Genomic DNA, 22209 nt, shown 5'->3' on the forward strand with positions numbered 1-22209 from the left:
TTCATTCTTTCTCGATCAGGGCCCTCGCTTGCAGTTCGAAGAATGGCAAGCCCCTGACGATCTCTCCCGGCACGTCGAAGGACTTATATAGGCATTGATGAACCTTCAGGGACTTGACGCGCTCGGCCATGTCTGCCGCGCCTCCAGTGAGGCCCAGCGCCGACAATTCCGCCGGGGTGACATTGGGGACCTTGTGGATGAACCATGTCAGGAGCGGCTCTCGGTAGTCGGTGGCGTTGACCTTGAAATGGCGAAGGTACTGGGATGCGAGGATGACTCCCGTGCCGAACTCGCGGCCTTGCAGAAGCAGCTTCCGCAAGACGTCGAATTCGTAGCGCATGATGTTGTCGGCCTCGTCGACCAGTAGATAGGAATCAACAGCACGAAGCTGTGGATCCTCGCCCACAAAGGGTCGTTTTGGCACTCGGAGCATGTTCTCGTAGAACATGTTGAGCATGATCGCCACGAGCATGTTCTTGCTACGATCATCTTGTCCAAGGGCATCCAGCGACACGACGACCACGCCGTCCAAGAATTGGTCGAATGGGACGGCGTCGCTGGCATCTGGAACGAAGATTTCCATGTCGATCAGGTCGTCGATGATGGCCATCGGCGAATCCGACTTGCCATCTAGCAGGTCTGCATAGGCCGTGTGCACGTCGCGCAGGGTCGGTGGCTTGGCCGTCGGTGCGGACTCGTATGCGGTACGCACGGCACGCTTCAGCTTGTCGCGCTGCACGGGTCCAATACCGGTGTAGATCTTGTCCAGCACGTCGGCAAAGAATCGGAACCGGTCCAGCCATGGGGCTGCAACGTCGCCAAGCCCGCTCGTGTCGAACAGGTTCAACGGCAGGCGATGCGGTTTCACGACTCGCGCTCCGGTCGCCTGGACGAAATCCGGGCTGCTATAGTCACGCTTGTAGTCGAAGATGAGGAATCGGGGGCGGATCCCGCGATTGTTGGATGTCGAGCTCGATATTTGCAGGATGAGTGACTTCAGGAGCTGCGTCTTGCCTGTCCCGAGGTCGCCAACCACGCCCATGTTCAACTGGTTCAGCCTGGTATCGGAGATGTTCAACTGGATATCGCCCGGCCTGAATGTATCGACTGTCGAACCGATGGAAAGAATAACCCCGCGAGATGCCTCGCTCGACGCAGGGGCAGGCTCGACATCGACATCCAAGGCGATTGCGGTCGTGGTCGCATCCACGCTAGGCGCTTGCCCATCTTCGATGGGTTCGTGCTGCTTGGGGGCTTCGCCAGCGCTGCTGACTTTCGTCACATCTCCTGGCAATGGCTTGGCGAGGTCTGGAAGGAAGCCCCAGTGGCCGACCCTTTCTCGGACTCCGGCGTAGAAACCAGCGGGATCGCCCGCGACCACGAGGCCAGCGTCGGCGTTTCCGATCGTGACCGTCTCCTCGAACCCGTCCTCGTCGCGGTCGCGCACGCCACTGCGCGGACTATCGTCGACGATGATGAGACGGCCGCGTTGGTCGACCGAGACACAAGGCTCTGGACCAAGGATGGCAGTGGCTATCCGCTCATGGATCGCCGACCATTGGGCTTCGCGTCCTGTTACGTCGGGATGCTGGCTATAGACCCGCATGCCGAAACCGATGATCGACAGCAACAAGTGCTGGAAGCCAAGCGCCCACGCGGCAGCCTGTCCCTCGTGGGGCAGCATGGTGGCGAGGAGCCGCGAGAAGGCCTTGGCCTGTTCTAGCGCATCGCCAACCTCGGAGGCTGGGAACGTTGATCCCAAGCGGCACTTCACCTCGACTGGTGTAAGGTGGATGCGAGCCCGCTCGCCCGACAACCTCACGCCAATCACGAGCAAGTCCGGTCGAGAGAGCGAGATATCCTTCCTGTCCTTGCCCAGCGACTTGGCAAGATCTGCGAAATAACCGCGGAAGGGATCGACGGGCACGATAATGGACACATTCACGTCTTCGCCATCGCCATCGATCACGGGAAGCAGGCTTCCCTCGAGCGAGGCCTGGCGGAACCGATCTTGAAGCAGCCTTACGGCAACGAAAAGCCCAAGGTCTCCAGTAGCGCCGTGGTTGTCGCTTGAAAGTCCACGGATCGTCGGTATTCCCCTACGCGCGATCTCGAGGAGAAGTTGCTGCACTTGGTCACCGTCGATGCTGGCGCATGAGGGCAGTCGTGCCAGGACCTTTGCGAGGGCCTCGCGATCAGCCTGCTTGACCTTCGAGAGAAGGTAGTAGCCGTTCGTGTCGCCCGCGCGATGGGAATAGGACGGCATGTCGTAGTCCCAAAGGTATGCATTCTCCAGCCATCCACCCAGGAAGCAGGCTGGATCGATCGCCGAGGAAGAGGCGGCGACGTATTCGGCGTTGCGAGATTCCAGCATGTCGCGCACGACATTCACGTTGGGGGCAAAGCGCAATCCCGAACGCCGCTCGCCGAGGTTCTCGACCGTTGCCATGCAAGCTGCAACCTTGTCGGCGAGCACGGCGCCCGAACGGACCGGCTGCAGGGACTGTCGCGTCTCGCTCAAGAATGCGCCGGGAAGCTGGCGGCGTATGCGATGGCGCAGCAAGCCGCCATGCCCGAGCGGCGATCGGCCAGCGACTGCGGCCGCGCTTGGCTCCGACATGTCCAGCTGGGCTATAATGCCGAGGTCAGGCGTGGCACGGGCAGGCTGTCCATCGAACCACCTAACGCTGTTCCTTGTATCCTCCGATAGGTTGGCAATCGTCGCGTCGTCCGGGCGTGAACCGACGCCACGATGGTCATAGATATCGACCAGGCGTGGGCCTGCAGCGTGCCGTGGCGTCCTTCCATGGCCATCGCGATACCTATTTGAGCACCACTCGACGAGGCCCTCATTGCATGCGTCCGTGGTCCCGCCGGCACTTTCCACGACCACACCCACGACCGGCTTCGCGGCCAGGAGGCCGGATACGTCATCCAAGGCGCGACCTACCTGGGCGGCGCTAAAGCCCACCGAAATGCCACCGACGGAAATACCAAATGCGTCGCCAAACGGTGCAGCCTTCGATCTCGCAGGAAGCCGGCCCAGGCGATCACCATTCCACAAGACGGACCAGTAGTCGGTCCCGTTCTCGACCGCTAAGTAGTCTACTCGTTCTATGCCGCCAGGAGATCGAAGTGAAAGCGTGAGGATGTCAGGCACGCAGTCCGGGTCTAGGACACTCGCCGCGGGGCATGGCTTGCCCAGCGTGTCGGCCTCGTGCAACACCCCTTGCGCCAATGCCTGCCAAGCCAGCCGCAACGGATGCAGTGGAGAAAGGATCACGGCGTCCGGAATGCGTGCCAAGGTGCGACGATCGTCCTCCAGCGTGGTGACGATGGCCGCATCCACCCAGCACGCGACGTCAGGCGACGCAATCAGCCATGCCAAGTAGGCGTCAACGTACCTTTCGACAAGCGAACGAAACTCCTCGTCGTCGTGCAGCCACTTGCCGAACGCCGCTGCCTCTGCGAGGCCGGTCTGGTCGCCGGTGCCTCTGATGCGGGCCGCGATCTGCCCGCGTGCCTCGATGAAGCCAGTGGGTGGCTGGAACTCGATTGCATCGGGCCGGGGATCATGGAGGAATCGACCACCAGAGTAGACCGGGCCAGTGCCTGAGCCCCAGGGCTTCTGCACCCATGCGTCCACGTAGTCATCGGCAAGCACGATCGGAAGGAATGACTTGGCGACGGCATCCTCGGCAAGCATCCAATCCTGGAGGTTTGCGGAACGGGCGCTCCGGTTGAGCTGTACCACCGGCTTTGCGTCAGACGGATCTACGAGGCGGCGATTGACGCGGATCAACCGCTCGAACTCGCTCCTGCAACCCTGTTCGACTACGTCCTCGACGGAAATGAAAAGGCGGCAGGTTTCCCGGTAGACGGACCCGTCTACTGATTCGCGCTCGAAGCCTATGTCGAGCTGGTAGTTCGTCTCGGCCTCCACCTCCACTTGGTGATGGCCGGTCTTCACGAGTCGAACTGGCAACTTGTCGACCGCGTCCACGCGCTCCTGCACGTCGTCGCCCGTTCCTTCCGCGAATGGTTCCAAGCGGATGCCGGGTGCCGTAAACACTAGTATTTCGTACCGTCCGCCCCCAGGCACGACCATGCTGGTCTCGAACCCTGGCGCACCCCGTTGCCCACGTGGCGGCTTGCGCGGGGGGGTAAGCTTGCGTGCTAGCCGGCATGCCACGAATATTCCCGGCTGCCAGCTCGAAAGCGAGATCACCTTGATCGAACCTGGCTTGAAGCCAAGGGCCGACGCGGCATACCGCATGGGAGACTTGTGCTGTGGTAGCGCTTCGTCCACGAGGGTGGCGCTTCCGTCGGCTATTGACACCTGGCCGATCTCGGTGCCCTTAGGCCCTCGCTCGATCGACAGGACCGTGCCGGTTGCCCCGGGCCCGACTGCCTCGAAAGCCAACTTTACGGCGCTCTCGACTACGATCGGCATGCCCTTGCCGAGGTGGACGAGCGGGTTCGTGCAACTGATGCGGATGTCGCCCTGGGCACCAGCATCCTCCGCCAAGAGCTCGTTCCACTTCTCGACCGTCAGCGCAAGCCACCAAGCGGTGGCAACAGGCAGCTCCAGGCCGTTGCCCGGCGCATAATAGCTTGCCGTGGCGCGCTCGAACGCCGTCGGCAGGTCGCAAGCGCTCCTCAGGTGCACGAGGAACGTGTCGAGGTGGTCTTGGTCCTCTTGCACTGCGTTGTCCTTGGCACGCCGAATCCCCGCGCCGAAGCCGTCGGACATGGAGTCGGCGACCTTCTCGAGCACGGCAAGCTGTTCGCGCGCTGCCAGGCTGCCATCAACTTGCGGCGGCACGCCGCAGGCGAGACTGATTCTGGTCCCGGGTGCGAGGTCGATGTTAGAGGCGGCTGCCTCGAACAAGCGAGACAGGACGCGCCACGCATTGGCACGTTGCGTGCGTTCGGGATCGAGTTCGTCGGCGGCCGCGGCCGCGCGTCCCACAAGGACGCGAGCCTCCTCTCGCTGGGCTTGGTCGTGCAGGCCACATCGAGCGATCCCTTCTCGCACGAGGTCCTGTACGAACTCGTCGGCCCACCAGTCCTCGAATGGCACGTTTCCGCCATTGTTGAGCGCTGCGACACCAAATTCATCCGTCGTGGAAGTGACGGAGCGCATGCTGTGCTGGCCGGGCGGGACGAGGGCCAGGAATGTCGGCTGGGAAGGCGAGTTCCGAAGGTTGAGCAGGTGCGTGTCGTCGCACCGGCCGGAGGCCCCTGGTTGGGGGTTTGCTTCGCCGGGCAGCAATCGCGGCAGGAGCAAGAGCACCGGCACCACCGTAGACGACCTTTCGAGCAACTCGAACACGCTCGACATCAGTTCTGGCGGAGGACCATGGAAGATCAAGCGAACCTCGGTGTCCCCTGAAAGCGCTTGCCTCAGCTTGTCATTGACTAAGTCGTGTATGCTGGACGATAGGTGGTTCATGCGGTTGCCTGCTTCACGGCCGGAAAGGGAGGCACGAGCAACATCCCGCTCTCGGCGTCGGGGCTATCGAGGACGATGCCGAGCATCCGCAGCTGATGGCCAAGGTCATTTGTTGCTATGTCACGATGGTCGACCGAAACTCCATAGGCGGCCAAGTGCTGCGACAACCGGCGTACGGATCGCGGACCGCTCGCGCCAGCGAGGGAGCAATGGACCAACGCAAGGATGGCAACTGGACCCATCCCGACCACCCACGGGGCGCCGTTCCCAGCACCGCGCTTCCTGAGCACGAACCCCTGGTCATATCCCCTCAGCACTGGGCTCGCGGCCTGTCTTTGTCCAAGGACATGGCGAGCGAATTCCATGATGTTGGAACCGATCCCCTTCTTGCAGAGGAGCGTACGCGTCTCGCGCTCCGAAACGTCCGCGAGGATGTCTCGCAGGCCCTGCGCTGCCAGCGAGCCTGCGCCGCTGCGCACCCGATGGCACAATTCCAGGACGTCTGCTGCCGTTGAAAGGCTGCTCGCAGCGCCTTGGATGTTGTCCAATGCCCAAAGCGTCGCATTGAGGCCCAAGCGGGCTTGGAGGAAGGCTGACGCCCTGTCCTTCATGCCCGGGAGCGCGCGATCTCCGTAGGATAGGAACTGGAACGACCTTGGGAAGACCAACGCCCTGGTCTCGACGATGTCGGTTGGCCCGCCGCCATCGAGCGCGCCCCGCACGCAATTCCATATCCTGGAATGGACCTCGCAAATCCAGGTCACGTGGGCGACAGCTGCAAGCCTGAGGACTGACTCTAGCAAGCTCGTCCACTGCCGGCGGGTCATAGTAGGCTTCGCAGCTATTACCGCCTCCAAGTCACGGGCAAAACGCCTTGCTGGATAGGCCAGGTCCTTTTGGTCACCCGCGTCGAGCGTGAATCGCTCGTTCGCTGGGAGTATTTCCCAGTCAGGCCCCGAGGCCCAAGCCTTAATCTCGGCCTGCAGGAACCGGGCGAAGATATCGTCGTCATCGACGACGGCGAGCGCCTCGAAAAGAGCTTGCCACGTCGCCTCGGCCTCCGATTGGTCGCTGGAGCCAAGCCAAATCATCCTCCTAACCAGTGCGCCTGCCGGCCAAGAGTTGGCACTAAGCCGGGCCGAGCCAGAAAAGGCCGCGGCCTGGGGTACCAAGGGTATAACCTGGACGAAACGCTTCGAGGACTGGTTGGGAAGCTTCGGGCTTTCCAGTACCGAGTGCAGCAGCATGTGGAACGCGTCGGGCTCGAGTACAGCTTCCCCGGGCTTCCTGGTCCGGTCTCGATGCCATTGCACTTGCCTGTCGATTTCCCGACCGCGCTGGGGAACTGTTCGTTCGGTAACGCCCTCGAGGCCGACATGCCTGTATAGGGATGAAAGAAGGACTTCCGAGCTAGCGTATTCGGGGGCAGGCGACATCGCCAGCCCGCTTTCTTGATAAGCAGGGTGCGACGTGCGCCACGGCTCTTCGCGAAACCTTGCCAGCGTCATCGACCTGCTCCGTCCTTGCGGACGCCGAAACCACTCCGCCGCTGCACAACCGTTGCGTCGGCCGCCCCGATATGAATCCTTGCCCGCTCGAGCAGGTCGCCATCCCGCACGATTGGCCCGGCAAGGCGAGCCCTAGTCGTGTCGAGGAGTGCAAGGACGGTTCGCGGGAGGGAGGCAACCGACATGCCGTCCTCGAGTTCCCTCACGGCCTTGAAAAGTTCGTACGTGAGCGCGATCGGCTGGCTCGACCGGCCGTCGCCAACCTTCAGGAAAGGTATGGGCGATGCCGGGCGCCCGCTTGCGTTGGCGTGGAGGGGGCGCACGGACCTAGATGGGACGACCAGCGTTGCGCGACGGCCCAACGGCGGCAGTGGCTGTCCGAAGGTCGTCGTCAACGAGATCTCGAAGTCCTGGTTATTGTTCAACAGAAGCTCGACCTCGTGCGCTATTTCGTAGAGGCCTTCGCCCTCGGCATCTTCAATGAGCCCTTGGAAATCAGAAAGGATGGGTGACCCAAGGACTGCGCCTGTCCTTGTGCATAGCGCTCGCCGAACCAGCCGACAGGCGAAGTCGCGCATGAACCTTTGCACGTTCGTCGCAGATAATGGCCGACGGCGTCGCAACCGCGGGTTCGATAGTTCGGCGTCCAGACGCGCTAGCCTATCTAGGAGGTCAACCTCGGGTTTCGTCAGTATATGTAGCTTGCGTACGAAGTCGAGGCCCTCGATCACGGATCGACTGAACCGGACGTCTACTTCGCGAAGCGCAAAGCGCGTACTGCGTGACGGCTGGACTTCGGTCTCGGGGGCAGCCAGCGCCGGATCAAGCAGTTCCGCGAAACCCTCCAATACGTCGCCAATCATGCTGGGCAAGTAAGGTGCGCGCCGCGAGGACAGGAACCAGTACAGCCCCATTGCCGTATTATCGTCGTCGAGCCCGAGTTCCTTGACGTCACGCAACAGGGCTGGCCCCGCCTCGCGCTCCCATCGATGGAAAAGTGCATGCTGGTACTGCGCCGCCACGAGGTGGAATATCGCGGCGGAGGTCTCGCGGGACGGTCTTCCACCGCGGCGAGCCGTCTCGTCGAGGTCCACCATCCGCGCAGCCCACCCACATGGATCAAGTCCCGCATCGCGGGGAGATACCCTGTGGCCAGCCAGCAGATAGGAGGCCATCGAGAACAGGTCCCTGAAGCTCCAGCGCTTGCCGCTGGCGACCTCGTACCATCGTAGCATTCGCAGCAGCGAGCCTTCTTCGCGTTCCCTCGCCAGCCGCTCTCGGCTTCCACAGAAGGGGCACGACGGCCCTGCAGCGCAGCTGCCGGCTGGTGGCCATCGACTTTCGTCCAACGCATGGCGCAGCAAGGAACGGGCAGGGACCTCGCCACCAAGGGTCGGGGGCAGAAGCAGCGACTCCGCGTCCATTGGCCATGCCGCCACCGTCGGGAATGCCTCGAGCGGCCAGCAAGACGGTGCATCTGGCGCGAGGCTCACCGCGCGGGTAACGGCCTCCAGAAGCTGGCGGGATTGGTCGATGCCGCGATCGATCGCGTCAATGAGGGCATCGTCCAGAACACCCCTATTGACGCAGCAAAGATAGACTTCGGTATCCGGCGCCGACCGCATGGCCTCCAGTTCGTCGAGCAACAGCCGGGCTGCAGGCAGGCCCTTGGCATCGAGGACAGCAGAGGCGTCCTGCACGATCGAGATCGCCAATTGGCGCTTGGGCATCGCGTGGGCGCCCGCATCGACGCGAACCAAGCGCGGGACGAAGCCTTCGCCCGTCGGCAGGAAGGATCTTGCAAGGTCGCTCACGAGGTCGCCATTAGCCCCGAGCGCCTCGTCCAGCCATCCAACTGTTGATTCTATTGCTTCGGTCTTCCCGTTGCCCGGACCGCCGACCAGCATCAATATCCGCGGGGCACTCCCCGGGGCTTGCGCCAGCTTGCTGGCCCAATCCGCGAGCCTGTGCAGGAGGTTGGTCTCGAAGACGCCCTCGCCAGGCCTGCCGCTGCTCGGGTCGAAGAGTCGACGGACGCCCCCCGAGCGATTACCCGCCCAGTTGACCAATTGTCCTGGATAAGACGCCTTCCCCTCCAACTCCACGTCCGTCCCGCCTTAGCCCGTTGCCAAAGCAGGTTGCACGATTGGCTTGGCGGCATCGCGCTGGGCGAAGGACACTTCGTCCAAGAGGCGAGCGAGTGCGTGGCCGATTGCCCGGGCAAGCAGCGGTGGAACGGCATTTCCAACCTGGGTATAGCGCGGGCATTCCTTCGTCCGGCGATTGCCGCCAGTGGTGTACTTGCCCTTGAAGGCAAACCAGTCGGGAAAGGATTGCAGCCTTGCGTATTCCCGCACCGTCAGGATCCGGGGCTCGCTGTAGTGCAAGATGTCGTCGGGAAGCGTCGTGACCGTCGGCGCGGGTTCGTCCCCTGACATTGGATAGATCCGGTGCTTCTTCAACCCATAGGTCTGCCGGCTTGCATCGTCCATCCTGACACCCTTGCGGCATTCCTTGAGGATGCTTCCAAAGCGGCCGCGGACTTCGTCGGTGTGCCGAGCGAGCCTCATGCTGTCCATCGGGCCTTCGTGGCCGCCATGCATCAGTTCTTGGTAAGGCGTCCTGGGGCCTTCGTAGGTCGCTTCGAGGAACCGCTTTGGTGATTCAGGATCCAGGCAATCGACGAGGGGGCGACTGGCGGTCTCGAGGTCGGAAATCGCATCCAATGCTGTTACAACCGGCGCCAACCCGAGGAAGTCCAACTGCTCGACCCGCTCTTCTTCGAGCAGCTTGAATGCACGACGGATGCCGCCGTCCAGCCAGCTGCAAAGATCCTTGCGGACACCGATCGCGATCAGGCGCGACCTTTTTTGCGGCACTCCGAACTCGGAGGAATTAACCAGCATCGCGTCCACATGGTACCCGGCCGAAGACAGGCTCTCGACAAGCTTGTCGTAGAAAGACACCTTGCGGGCAGCCGGATCCACCGGCTGCAGGTCGACGACGTTTCGTCGTGCGTGCGCGACGCGCATTCCAGGGACGTTCTCGATGACGAGGGCGCGTGGCTGCAGGGCCTCGACGACCTCCACGTATTTCTTGAAGAGTAGGTTGCGAGGGTCGTCTTCGTTCCGGCGGCCAGCAAAACTGAAGCCCTGGCATGGAGGACCGCCAGCCAGCACGTCGATCGTGCCGCGCAGCTTTACGAGGTCGTTGCCATGAAGCTCCAGCAGCTCCTCGATGTCCCATGCCTTTTTCTCCAGCCAGTCCGGCCAGTCAAAGCGAGCGTCTGCTCCCTGCCGGTCCAGGAGATTGGCGGCGAACGTCCGGAATGCCATCTCGTCGCGCTCTACCGCGAACCTTCCCCTCATGCCGGCCAGCGCCAGCCCTAGCGAGAGGCCACCGCACCCAGAGAACAAGTCGGCGAACACATATTTTTTTTTCATGGGAAGAACCCAACCTCTAGTGGTCTCGCAAGTCAATAGGCAAGACCGTCATTCAAATGTCTTTTGAGCCGCCCGGCCGCCGGAGCGCAGCGACGGAGGCTTTACTGGCGCTGTCCCGTCCCTCCCGGAGAGGGATCGCAGGTTCGTGCAGTGTCTTGTCATGGTGGAAAGCAAGTTTGCTTTGCAACTTGTAAAGAAATCGGATTCTATAGCGTATTGTAAGTTGTTAAAGCAACTTGCATGGGGAAGGGGAACCGAGGTGGCGATCTCGTACAAGGATTGCAACTCAGCGCTTAACAACGTGTTTTTCGATGGGCGGCATGCGGGACAGCCAGTCTACCTGACGCTCGACAACGACATGCGCGATGAAGTTGCGGGGCAACTTGGCGTAGAACCCGGTTCCGTCGAGGAGGCAATCTGCCGCCGCGTCGGCAACTGGCTGGAACGTCGTGGCAATCCTTACGACACGATGCTCGATGCCGTGGAGCTTTGGAAAAGGGCGGGGATGAAATCCCAGCCGTATTTCACGGCGGTGTTGTTTTGCCTCTCCCATGCGGCCACGATCATGGCCGCGGAAGGAGAGTTCGCGGCGAGTAACTACTACGTCCGACTATCGCAGGTGACAGGCATCGAGAAGCAGCGGTTGTCTCAACATGGCAACGCGACCGACCTGTTTTGGAATGCACTTCGCGACTGGCTCTTGCTCAACAACTTCAGCCTCGGCAAGCCCACCGCGGTCGCCGCCACGACGTGGAAGTACGTCGGCAAGGCCATATCCCAAGCCGTGGTCCGGGCCAGCGACCGTGAACTGTTCCAGGACCTCTTCGAACGCTATGGGTTTTCAGGAAGCGAAAGCATCTCCCTGAAGGAGATGGAGTTCTACCTGTCCCACTGGATCGTCGGCAGCAAGGCCAACTCCAGGCTCCGGGGTGCGTGGGGAAGTGTCGAGCTGCGGGAACGCGTCGTAGAGGCCGCCTTGGCACAGCTCTCGAAGTGGAGCAGGGGAGACACGGGAACGACGGCTGGAACGCTGGCCTCGGCTGGAAACATGAGGCTCTCGCTTCTCGCGAATTTCGTCCAGAGGTTCCCGAGGCAAGCCTTGGAGCTTCATCTTGGGCGAATGGCAGCCGACGATTCCGCTGGTCCCTTCCAAATGGGAGGAGAATCTTCCGAGTTCTTCCTGGCAAGCGATCGGTTTGGGGGATACTCGACGCTGTCTCCTTCTCCGCTCGGGCGCGGGATAGGCTCTCGCTTCCATCTTGTCGGCGCAGTTCCGGGGTTGCGACCCCTGGACTGGCAGCCACGGCTGGTAATCCCCTTGGTCAGGTCCACGCAGGAGAACCTTTGGGCAGAAGTCGCCAAGGTATCGTTCGGAGCCCCCCACGTAGTCCTCGTGCGCGACGCTCACGGGCTCCCGAGCAAGGTGGAGTCCTATCTCGCAGCCGCGGCGATGAAGATGCCAGAGAAGGCCTCGCCCGCTGAATTGCCTGGCCTTCCGCCTGGCTGGATACTGTACAAGGACGTCCAGGTCCGGCAACCCGACCGGGTTCCTGGCGACGATTTAGAATGCCTCGTGCCGTGGTCCAACGACGGCGTGCTCTCCGTCAGCGGAGGAATCCAGCTCCTGCCGGGCTTTTATCACGCGTCCAAGCCCGTTTCCGTCCACTTCCTCTCAAGCACAGGACCGACGCGGATCGAGGCTTGGACCAATGGCGCGCCCCCCAGGTTACTCTGCCATGTCGAGGCCGCCGGCAACGAATGCGAAGCCAAGCTCGACGCCGCAGAGCTTGGGTTCTCTGACGGCATTACCCTCAGGGCGTTCCAGGGCGGGAAGGAAGCTGCTACCTGCGAAGCCTATTTCAGGGACGCCGACGCGCCGCGCCCACTCAATCGCGAAGGCAAGGGACGCCTGGCATATGCGTCCGTGGTTTCGGCGACGCCTGCCCGGGCAAGCGTCAGCGAGGGGATGGTAAGCGGGATGGAGTCCGGAGAGCAGGTGCCACCGGTTGCGTGGTCGCCGATCGATGCGCCGGGCATGCTGCCAGTAGGCTCGCACGAGGAGGAACAACAACCAGTCGCCGGAGCCTCGCCCGTACACCGCGCCTCGTCGGAAACATGCATTGAGCGAGGCTACCACTATTGGATTTGCGAAACACTGCCGCCCGGGCGTCCCCGCAACACACCTCTGGAGCAACGGTGCAAGGGGTGTGGAACGATGATCGTGATGCTGCATAGAGGAACGGCGCAAGCCACCGGCGCGCTCCCGGTCCTGCCCATCCCGATCAGCAGGATCAGCCAAGCCAAGCCTACAAGGGAAGATCCAATCGACGCCGATGGCTTCCTCGATGCACTTTGCTTCCTTGGAAGCGGGAGTTGGGGTAGGTTTCAGGCGCTCTCTGGACTCGGCAACGAACCGACCTCGACATCGCCTCGTCAGGTTGCACAGGACCTATCCTTGCTTGGGTTCCTAGACCTCGAGTTGATCGCCGGCTCCAACGCAGTCAAGTCATGGTGCGTGCCTAGGACCTCGGTCAATTTCGTGGACGACCGCAAGGCATTCCTCTCTGGCTTTCGATCGCCACGCCTCGTCGAGGCAATCATGCACGCGACGCAGGAAAGTGGTGGACGTGCCTACCAGGAAAACCTGGCCGGGCGCCCGCAAGCGATCTGGCTGGAAGCGATCGACATCATGTCGGCCAAGGCTGCATTCCGCGGGATTGTCGATCCACTGGGACGCGGCATCGCTGTCCTCCAGCACCCGGGTAGCCTGCTGGCAGGTGCCTTCGCGAGCCTGGATGGCATCTCCTCGATCCTCCGGACCGTCTCGATTGGCAGGCCAGCTGGCCTGCAATCGTTCGACGTCCGCAATGCTCGCTGGCGGGACGCGCGGCTCGCCTCGCACCCTGGTGCCTATCGTTGGAACGAAGGCTACCAGCAATACGCCTACGTTGCCCCGGGCGGCTCGGCCTGGGCGGGACCTTACCAGATCGTCAAGGTACTCGCTGCCAGGGACGAGGGAACGGCACTTTGGCAGTACGACAAGCTGCGGCGTACATTCCGCGCCACGCTTGGATGCGATCCACCGGGCCTCCTTGGTCGAGCACTCGTTGCCTCGACCGGCTACCTGCCATCAATCGAGCAGGGCACCGTCTCATACGCAAACATCACCCCCAACGTTGCATCCAGCGTGCTGGCCGCGATTTATACGGAGAATCTTGATGAAGGCCATCATCGACGAAGCCAATCCGGCTAGCGTCTTCGACTATGTCCGCGATGCGTACCTGCGATACTATGACAGCGCCTTCTGGATGCGCGACCAAGCCGTAATGGAAGAACGACGATCCATATTGCTTGCCGACGGCGTCATGACACGCGAGCCCCTTCTTGAAGCTGTTCCACAGTATCCCTCGACCGACCCGATCGCCGAGGCTTGCGCAAGGGCACGGTTGGATCCATTCGTGGGCAACAACCTGGCGAGGGTGATTTTTGGGGAGGCCGACATCAGCCTCAGGCGGCATCAGGCGCAATCACTTATCACGGCGATCGCCGGGGATGCCAATGGCAATCGCAATGTCGTCGTCACGTCCGGGACCGGATCTGGCAAGACCGAAAGCTTCCTTCTTCCGGTGGTCGCATCCATCATGCAGGAACGCGTGCACGACGCAGGAAACGGCGAGGTGCATCGTTGGTGGAGGTCGGACCTGGCCAACGACAAGACGGAATGGGACCACTCGCGCTCCAGGCTCGACGGCACGGTGCAGCCTGCGGTGCGTGCACTCGTCCTCTATCCCACCAACGCGCTCGTCGAGGACCAGATATCCCGGCTTCGGCAGGCTGCAATCCGCGCGCTGCCATTGTTCGGCAAGCCCCTCTTCTACTTTGGGCGCTACACTGGCGCGACCCTTGGCGGGACCTTCACGCCGCCATCCCCGCTCCGGTCCACGGATCGCTCGACGATCAACGAGGTCGGAAGGGAAGTCCTCAAGATCGAAGCCGAGGTCGGCGCAATTCGCGCTCAAATGACCAAGCGGGGAATGCCCGAGAAGGAAATCATCGAGACCTGCAGCCAATTCCAGGACCCTTCCATCGGAGAGATGCTCACTCGCTGGGACATGATCGCGGCCCCGCCGGACATCCTCATCACCAACACCAGCATGATGAACATCATGCTGATGCGCTCCGAGGAAGCGCCAATCTTCGAGCAGACGCGGGCATGGTTGCAGTCCGATGCCCGGAACACGTTTACGCTTGTCGTGGACGAGTTGCATTCATATCGAGGCACGCAGGGGACGGAAGTGGCGCTCGTCGTGCGCAACATGCTCGATCGCCTCGGCCTTGCGCCGAACTCCAGCCAACTTAGGTGCATCGCGACTAGCGCCTCGCTCGATGGCGACTCGGGCCGAGAGTACCTGGAACAGTTCTTCGGTGTGGACCGGAAGACCTTTTCCATCTTCCCGGGCGATCCCCTTGGCTTCTCCGTTACCCTGCCAATCGACCGAGGGCTTTTGTCCTCCTTCGGCCCCGACCTCGTCCAAGGGGGCGAGCGGGCGCTTGCCGCGGCCACTGAAGTATCCAAGTCGTTCTCTCCACGCGAGGCTATCGCGACAGCCTGCGCGATCGCCGGCCGCTCCGTCGCGATCGATCCAACAACGGGCGAAAAGCGTGACGTGGTGCGTCCTGCCCCGTTGGGCGACGTTTCCGCGGTGCTTTTCGGCGACGAGGATGCCCGGGACGAGCTGACTGCCTTGCTCGTCGCGGCAAAGCTCGAGGATCGAGGCACCTACGAGAAGCCCAAGCCTACATTCCGCTCGCACATGTTCCTACGTCAAGTGCAGGGCATGTGGGCGTGCTCGAATCCGGAATGCAACGAGATCGAGAATCGCTTCAAGTCCGCTCGACGCCAATTCGGAAGGCTGTTCAGGTCGCCCGCGATGAAATGCGGCTGCGGCGGCCAGGTGCTCGAGCTCCTCTATTGCTATGATTGCGGGGAGGCCTTCCTGGGGGGATACGTCGTTCCGACCACCGACCCCATGCTGGCAAGCTTCACCTTTCTCGAGGCGACCCGTGCCGGGGAAGGCGATGGCAAGGCAAGCCAAGTAAACGAGCGCACCATCGACGAATATCGCTGGTACTGGCCTGGTGGCATCTTGCCGCGCAAGCCGTCATGGGAACACGCGTCGCCTTCTGGCAAGCCAGTCCGGATGCAGTTCCAAAGGGGAACCTTCAATCCCTTTTCGGGTCTTCTCAATAATGATACGACTCCTGGCACGGGGCTGATCTTCTTTCCGCCCGCCACCGGCCTTTCGCCTGGCGAGACCATTGCCGCGCTGCCCGAGGTCTGCCCTTGCTGCTTGTCCAGCAAGAAGGCCATCAATGCCCAGCAGGAAAACCGGCGTGCCTTTTTTGCAGGAGTGGTCAAGAGCCCGGTGAGGGGGTTGAGGACGGGCTTGAATGTCACGACCCAGCTCGTGGCCGACCGTGCCATGTTTGCCACCGGTGATGGCAGCCAATCGGAAAAGATGATCGCGTTCACGGACAGCAGGGACGACGCGGCGGACCTTGCAGCGGGCATCGAGCTCAACCACTATCGCGACCTCGTCCGGCAACTGGTACATTCCAGTCTTGAGCCCAAGACCATCCCCACCAGCGTAGAATTGTTGCAGCATGTCGGTAGCGATCCCACCGGCGACCCAGCCCTGAAGGCGATCCTAGACGCCGCCGAGCAAGCAACCCCTGGCATCTTCACTGCAGTCAAGCTTGAAAAGTTCGGCGTTGCAGATGGCGAACACAAGGCATTGATCGCAAGGCATGACGACAGGGTCGGCAGTCCGCGTGTTGGTTGGCCGACCTTGCTCGAGGTCATGGCGACGAAGCTCGTCGCCCTTGGCCAAAATCCAGCCGGCCCTCGCGCAAGTCGCGCCACTGACAGCGGGGAGGAAGGCGGGACGCCGTGGTGGAAGTTCTTCAACCCACCCTTGCCGGGCGAGTGGGAGCCTGCCGCCCCAGATGTTGCCCAGGCCCGCCGTCGCGACTACATGGAGTACTTTGCCGGGGAGGTCGCGGTTTCCCTGTTCGACAGGGCGGGCCGAGACTTGGAATCGATGGCGACGGCCTCGATAGAGGTCGAGGGGCGCCACGGCGCGCGGCTTGGCATGGACGACGAGATCGCGAACGGCGTCCTCGCGAACATAGTGCGGATCATCGGGCACGCACGCTACCTGGCAGGCGAGAAGTCCCGGGGGGCGACCTCGATCCCCAAGATCGCGAGGAGCTACATCGAAAAGGTTTCGAGGCTTTCCAACAGGGACCCGGAAGAACTTGGCAGGTCGATTTCGGAGTACCTGCAGGAAAGGGGGGTCATCAACCCAAACTGGTTGTTGCAGGTAACCAACCACTCGACACTTCCGCTCGCCCTTGTCCCGAGAGGCAAGCGAAACCTTCATCGCTGCGACACGTGTTCGCGGCGCACGATGTTGCTCCCCGTGAAGGCATGCACGACGCCCCATTGCGAATCAACCAGCTTTTCTGTCGTCGAGAACCCTTCACAGGACTACTATAGCTGGGTGTCGAGGGAGCCCGTGCATCGACTTGCCGCGGCCGAACTCACCGGCCAAACAAAGCCGATGTCGAAGCAGCGCAATAGGCAGCGGCTGTTCAAGGGCACTGGCTTCCTTGATGGGGAGTCATCGCTCGTGCAAGGAATTGACGCGCTGTCCGTTACGACGACCATGGAGGTAGGCGTCGACATCGGCTCCCTGAAGCTGGTCATGATGGCAAACATGCCGCCACAGCGCTTCAACTACCAACAGCGGGTTGGCCGCGCCGGTCGTGCAGGCCAGGCCTTTTCCTACGCGGTGACCATCTCGCGCGGGGCAGCCCACGATGACTTCTACTTCAACAACCCCGAGAGGATGACCGGGGACCTCCCTCCACAACCAAAGCTGGACCTGTCGCGGCCGGAAATCGTTAGGCGCGTGGTTGCTTCCGAGAGCTTGCGCCGCGCCTTCAAGAGCTTGGATCCTGGTCCTAGGCGTAACGTTGACAGCATCCATGGAACGTTTGGACGGAAAGCGGAGTGGGGGCCGCTCTATCGCGGGCCAGTCGATGCCTGGCTGTCGACTTCCCCGGAGGTGGAGGACATCGTCCTGCGGCTGCTCGCGCGCGCTCCGATCGAGGATAGGGCGGATGAGCTTGTCCAGTACGTGCGAACAACCCTGGTTCCGGCCATAGACGAGGCCACGGGCAACACGCGGTTCATCCAAGAGGAGCTCAGCCATCTCCTCGCGGTCGCCGGGATACTTCCGATGTTTGGGTTCCCCACCCAGGTCCGGAGCCTTTTCCACGACAAGGGCAAGCCGTCGAAGCTAGAAGAGGTCGTCGTTAGCGACAGGCCGCTTGACCATGCTGTATGGGCGTTCTCTCCTGGTTCGGAGATCCCCAAGGACAAGCAGCTGAATACCGCGATTGGATTCGTCCTCAGGCGAGATGGTCCGAACGGTGTCACGAACGATCCCCAGCCGCTCGGCCGACCGACGACCTACACCCGATGCGAGGAAGTCATGTGTGCAACGATAGCAGCCGGCGGACACAATCAATGCGTGACTTGCGGCGGGGCATCGGTGGCGTTTCCCCTTTACCAGCCGAAGGGGTTCCTAGGAGCCTACCGCAGGCGAGACTACGATGGGGAGAGACAGCGTGGTCCTGCACTGCCTCCGCCCGTCCGGGCATTCGAGCAAGAGTTTGGCGACGAGGGTTGCGGTCCGATGAAGATCGCATTCCGGCCCGGGCCAGTCGCGGTTGTCAACGACAACGGTGGGCGGCTGTTCGAGTTCTTCCAGCATACAAGCGAGCGCGTGGTGGTGCGGGACGCCGCGCTCTATCGGGACGAATCGCCACCAATCGACGCCAATGCCTCTACCGCCCCCTACCTTGACAGGGGAGCGATCGGCGCAGTCTTCACGACCGAGGTATTGAGCTTCTTCATCGATGGCGCCCAAGGGGTCGGCCGCTTGGGAGTTCTCGACACGCGCAATCAACCAGCCGCGCGCGCGGCGCTCGCGTCATATGCGGAATTGGTCAAGCTATCGCTTGCAACGGCGCTCGACATCGATCCTTCCGAATTCAGGGTCGGCCGGCAGGCCCTGCGAAGGGCCGACTGCGAGACCGAGCAAGTGTTCGTAGCAGATGCGCTCGAGAATGGCGCTGGCTACGCACGCTGGGCCTCGGACCCCTTGAACCTGGAGCGCGCCATCCGTGGGTTCCATGACGCGGTGGCGCCGAAATGGCAGGCAACGGGACATTCGCATGACTGCGACCGGTCATGCCCGGACTGCCTTCGAAACTATGGCAATCGCTTCAGCCATGGAATCCTGGATTGGCGCCTCGCGCTTGACGTCGCGGACCTCGTCCTTGGGATGCCCCTGCCACTGGAACGATGGATCGAGGATAGCGAGTTGAAGTCTGTCTTGTCCTTCTCCAGGTTTTGCGCGGATGCGGGCATGCAGGTGCAGCATGGGCATGCGGGCGGCCTAAGCTACGTAAGCAGCGGGAAAAAGGCGCTCGTCCTGGGCCATCCGCTCTGGCATACGGAGCCGGGCTACCTCCAGCCGCAGCAAATACAGGCACGCGACGAATTGAGGCTGGACGGCGTCGAGGCAGTTTTCGTCGATTCCAGGGACTTCTCTACCCGCATGGCGAACTACTACTTGAGGCTACAGGCGTGATTGAAGTGATCGGAGTACCTGGTAGCTCGGAATACCAGGCCGCGCTCTTGATCCGCGATGCCCTGACGAAGACGTGGCGAGGGATCGATACTTCGCCTGCAGGGGAGGAGCATGTCAAGATCGCTGCGAGCGTCAAGCTGTCGGGCCAAAAGGTTAGCGACATCGACGTCGTGGTAGCCGGCCTCTTTCGCACCAAGCGCTACCTAGTCCCAAGGTCGAACGCCAAGGACGTTGATGGAAACTCGATCGTTGGCGCAAAGGTTCGCGTCAGGTCGTTCGTGGTTGCGGTCGAGGTGAAGGAACACTCCTCGGACCGCATGCGCATCGAGGCCGGTGGCATCAATGTCAAGTATGCTGGCGGATGGAAGAGTGCGACCCAGCAGAACGATGACCAGGCGCACGCGCTCAAGGGACACTTTCAAGACACGACACGTTCAAGCCCCTGGGTCTACCGGTGCGTCGCATTGCTTGGTATCCCCGAGCTTCCGCGAACTCGAGGAATCCAGCAACCGAACGCCGGTGCAGTGGCTTCGCTTTTCGACGGGCTCGAGTTCTTGATGGCCGCAGCGACCGTACTCGGCATCCGCAAGATAAATGGCGAGCACGCGATCAGTTCCGGGAATGAAGAGCTCATGGAACAAGTCCTTTCGGATGGCCTTTTCCAACAGCTGAGGCCGTCCTCGCTTGATAGGAGGCGAATGGATCGGATCGCATCCCGTCCCGAAGTAGCTCGTCAATTGGGTAGCCTGCTTGGGAAGCAGCGCGTCCACCTGCGCGGCCATGGAGGCACTGGAAAGACTATCCTGTTGTTGCAAGCCGCATACGAGGCTTTCCTCGATCGTGGCGTGCGGTCGGTCATACTAACGTACAACACCGCTCTTGCAGCCGATATTCAACGGACGATTGCCCTCATGGGCATCCCTAGTGACGGGGATGCGGGGGGCATTACAGTTCGCACCGTGATGTCCTTCATGTATTCCTGGCTGGACAAGCTCGGACTAGGCAGGGAGGGCGACATCGAGTTAAGCAAGTACGAGGAGGAATGCCGCGAGGCGAACGAATACTTTGAAAGTGGAGCGGCTGGGCCCGAGGAAGTTGCCAGGATCAGGAAGGAGCACCATTCCGAACTTGGCTTCGACGCGGTTCTCGTTGACGAGGCCCAGGACTGGCCCCAGTCCGAGGCCGACCTTCTTGCAACGCTGTATGGTGGTAGTGCAATCGCCTTGGCTGACGGCTTTTCCCAGCTCGTTCGCGGCAAGGCCACGGATTGGAAGTCCTCCGTGATCGGAGAGCCGCGGGATGGCGAGCGTAGCCTGCGCGATGGCCTTCGCATGAAGGCTAGCCTCGCGAAGTTCGCGAACGCCCTGGCAGACGAAGCCGGTCTGCAGTGGAAGCTCTCCCCGAGCACAGAAGCTCCAGGAGGAAGGGTGATCATCCGGATTGGAAGGTATGCCCAGATGGATGACCTGCAGCGCGATGTCCTCGCTTCCGCGATAATGGACGGGAACATGCCCGTGGATCTCCTGCACTGCGTGCCTCCGTCCGAAGTCAAGTCGAATGGCCTCCATCGAAGTAGCGCGCTCGCTGAATCCTTCTACCGAAAAGGCTGGATGGCATGGGATGCAGTCGACGAGCTGACCCGACGCAATTTCCCACGGTCGAGCGAGGCCTTGAGGGTCGTGCAATATGAATCCTGCAGGGGCTTGGAGGGTTGGATCACGGTCCTGGACGGCCTCGACGAAGCGTGGCAGCTGGCGCGCAACTCCATAAAGACGCTTCAGTCCGCGGAACATCTTCCAGCGGAGGCGGCAGACGCCGCGGCCTGGCTGAGGACGATGATCCCTCTAACCCGGCCGATCGATACGCTTGTCATAACGCTGAGGGACCGTGACAGTCGCATGGGCCAGGTCATCTCCAACGTTGCGGCTAGGCTTCCTGATATTGTTGAAATTCAACATTGAGCCTGTTTATTTGGGCCACATGCTCGCGACCGGCATTGCCGCGCAAATCAGGAGAAGGACATTGGTCGGTTACCACCGTGGAACGGAGGAGCTTCGCGAAAGGGCTGTCGAGGCCCTTCGGCTGCACGGGGGTGCCTTGCAAAACCATGAACTAGCGGCCATTGCATTGCGAGAAGGCTGGTCCATCCACCATGAAAAGATGTGGGGCACGCACGGGTTGTTGAACACCCTCCGCGAGGAGGGCCGCGTCGTGAAGGTCGCGCGTGGCAGGTACGCGCTGGCGGATAGCCCAGAAGCGCGTAATGGTGGCTGGAGCCTGGCTCGGAAGAGGATCCTCAATACAACGAAAGGCACGGTCGCAAATAGCGGAAAGACCGTTGCCCGGCACCTTAAGATCAAGCACCTCAAGGCAGTCGACCTCTTGCATGCGCTGGATCTGCTCGCGGAGCGGCAAGGCTATCGTTGTGCACAAACAAGGGTGCCGTTTGATGAGTCCAATCGCGACCTAAAGGCAAGCCTCGATAGGATCGACAGCGATGGTCACTACGACGATGGTTCTCTCGATGATGGGGCGAACAACCTGCAGCTGGTAACGCATTGGTACAACATGGCCAAGGGCACACGCCGTGATTCTGAGATGATCCAATTGCTTAGGATACATACGAATTTCTAGCCGCGTTCGCCAACTTTCCACTCACGAGGGTGCCGCATGCCGTTGGGACGAGGTCTGCATCATGGCAACCTTCGTCCAAGGGACCATTGCCCGTTCGCTATCGAGGTTGCCTTTCGTCTGCAAAAGATAGATTCAGCGTCTCCTGCAACTTGCCTAGCGTCTCATCCTTTCGAAAGCGAATTCCGGACACCATGAAGCTGACACTGCTACCGCCCGAGTAGAGGGATAAGGGTCAGCTAGGATTTTATTCTTCGCAGGCCCGCGTCTGTCTTTCGCTTTTAGACTTGTGATCTCACCGGGCGCTATTTTCTCATCTGGCCCCGAATGACTTGGAATACCGGCCGAGTATGACAAGATCGTACTCGATTGGTGGCTGATTGCGCATTCTAGGGCCAGAGCGCCACAGTAGCCCTTCCGGTAAAGGAAGGGCGGGGAGAAGATTGAGT

Annotated in this window: 8 protein-coding genes; 4 read left to right on the plus strand and 4 right to left on the minus strand. The window is 61.5% G+C overall.

Features of this window, described 5'->3' with window-relative positions; genetic code table 11:
* Position 1: 1 nt before the first annotated feature.
* From K6301_RS24300 to K6301_RS24315, 4 genes are all read right to left on the minus strand, one after another.
* Complete coding sequence (locus tag K6301_RS24300) at positions 2-5455, minus strand: ATP-binding protein (RefSeq protein WP_247221394.1); 5454 nt, start codon at positions 5453-5455, stop codon at positions 2-4.
* Positions 5452-6963 (minus strand): hypothetical protein, encoded by a 1512-nt coding sequence (locus tag K6301_RS24305; RefSeq protein WP_247221395.1) that lies wholly within the window; start codon positions 6961-6963, stop codon positions 5452-5454. Before K6301_RS24305 ends, K6301_RS24300 begins: the two co-directional genes overlap by 4 nt.
* Complete coding sequence (locus K6301_RS24310; protein ID WP_247221396.1) at positions 6960-8870, minus strand: hypothetical protein; 1911 nt, start codon at positions 8868-8870, stop codon at positions 6960-6962. Before K6301_RS24310 ends, K6301_RS24305 begins: the two co-directional genes overlap by 4 nt.
* A gap of 210 nt (positions 8871-9080) precedes the next feature.
* The gene (locus K6301_RS24315) at positions 9081-10406 is read right to left on the minus strand and encodes a DNA cytosine methyltransferase (protein ID WP_247221397.1); all 1326 of its coding nucleotides are present in this window, start codon (positions 10404-10406) and stop codon (positions 9081-9083) included.
* 160 nt (positions 10407-10566) lie between these two features.
* Between K6301_RS24315 and K6301_RS24320 the strand changes: the two genes are divergently transcribed.
* From K6301_RS24320 to K6301_RS24335, 4 genes are read left to right on the plus strand one after another with little or no spacing between them, the layout of a single operon-like run.
* Positions 10567-13659: a hypothetical protein gene (locus K6301_RS24320; protein WP_247221398.1), complete on the plus strand. Its 3093-nt coding sequence runs from the start codon at positions 10567-10569 to the stop codon at positions 13657-13659.
* Complete coding sequence (locus K6301_RS24325) at positions 13625-19129, plus strand: DEAD/DEAH box helicase (protein WP_247221400.1); 5505 nt, start codon at positions 13625-13627, stop codon at positions 19127-19129. The genes K6301_RS24320 and K6301_RS24325 overlap by 35 nt, the downstream gene beginning before the upstream one ends.
* Entirely contained in the window at positions 19126-21090 is a 1965-nt protein-coding gene (locus K6301_RS24330; protein ID WP_247221402.1) for a DEAD/DEAH box helicase, read from the plus strand. The genes K6301_RS24325 and K6301_RS24330 overlap by 4 nt, the downstream gene beginning before the upstream one ends.
* Positions 21071-21763, plus strand: a complete 693-nt coding sequence (locus K6301_RS24335) for a hypothetical protein (RefSeq protein WP_247221403.1) — start codon at positions 21071-21073, stop codon at positions 21761-21763. The genes K6301_RS24330 and K6301_RS24335 overlap by 20 nt, the downstream gene beginning before the upstream one ends.
* Positions 21764-22209 lie beyond the last annotated feature (446 nt).

The sequence above is a fragment of the Shinella oryzae genome, from assembly GCF_023038235.1.
Taxonomy (GTDB): domain Bacteria; phylum Pseudomonadota; class Alphaproteobacteria; order Rhizobiales; family Rhizobiaceae; genus Shinella; species Shinella sumterensis.

Excerpts from the sequence above, each read along its gene's own strand:
- K6301_RS24310 (WP_247221396.1), bottom strand. The coding sequence starts at position 8,870 with ATGCTGGTCGGCGGTCCGGGCAACGGGAAGACCGAAGCAATAGAATCA.
- K6301_RS24300 (WP_247221394.1), bottom strand. The coding sequence starts at position 5,455 with ATGAACCACCTATCGTCCAGCATACACGACTTAGTCAATGACAAGCTG.
- K6301_RS24305 (WP_247221395.1), bottom strand. The coding sequence starts at position 6,963 with ATGACGCTGGCAAGGTTTCGCGAAGAGCCGTGGCGCACGTCGCACCCT.
- K6301_RS24325 (WP_247221400.1), top strand. The coding sequence starts at position 13,625 with ATGAAGGCCATCATCGACGAAGCCAATCCGGCTAGCGTCTTCGACTAT.
- K6301_RS24315 (WP_247221397.1), bottom strand. The coding sequence starts at position 10,406 with ATGAAAAAAAAATATGTGTTCGCCGACTTGTTCTCTGGGTGCGGTGGC.
- K6301_RS24320 (WP_247221398.1), top strand. The coding sequence starts at position 10,567 with ATGGTGGAAAGCAAGTTTGCTTTGCAACTTGTAAAGAAATCGGATTCT.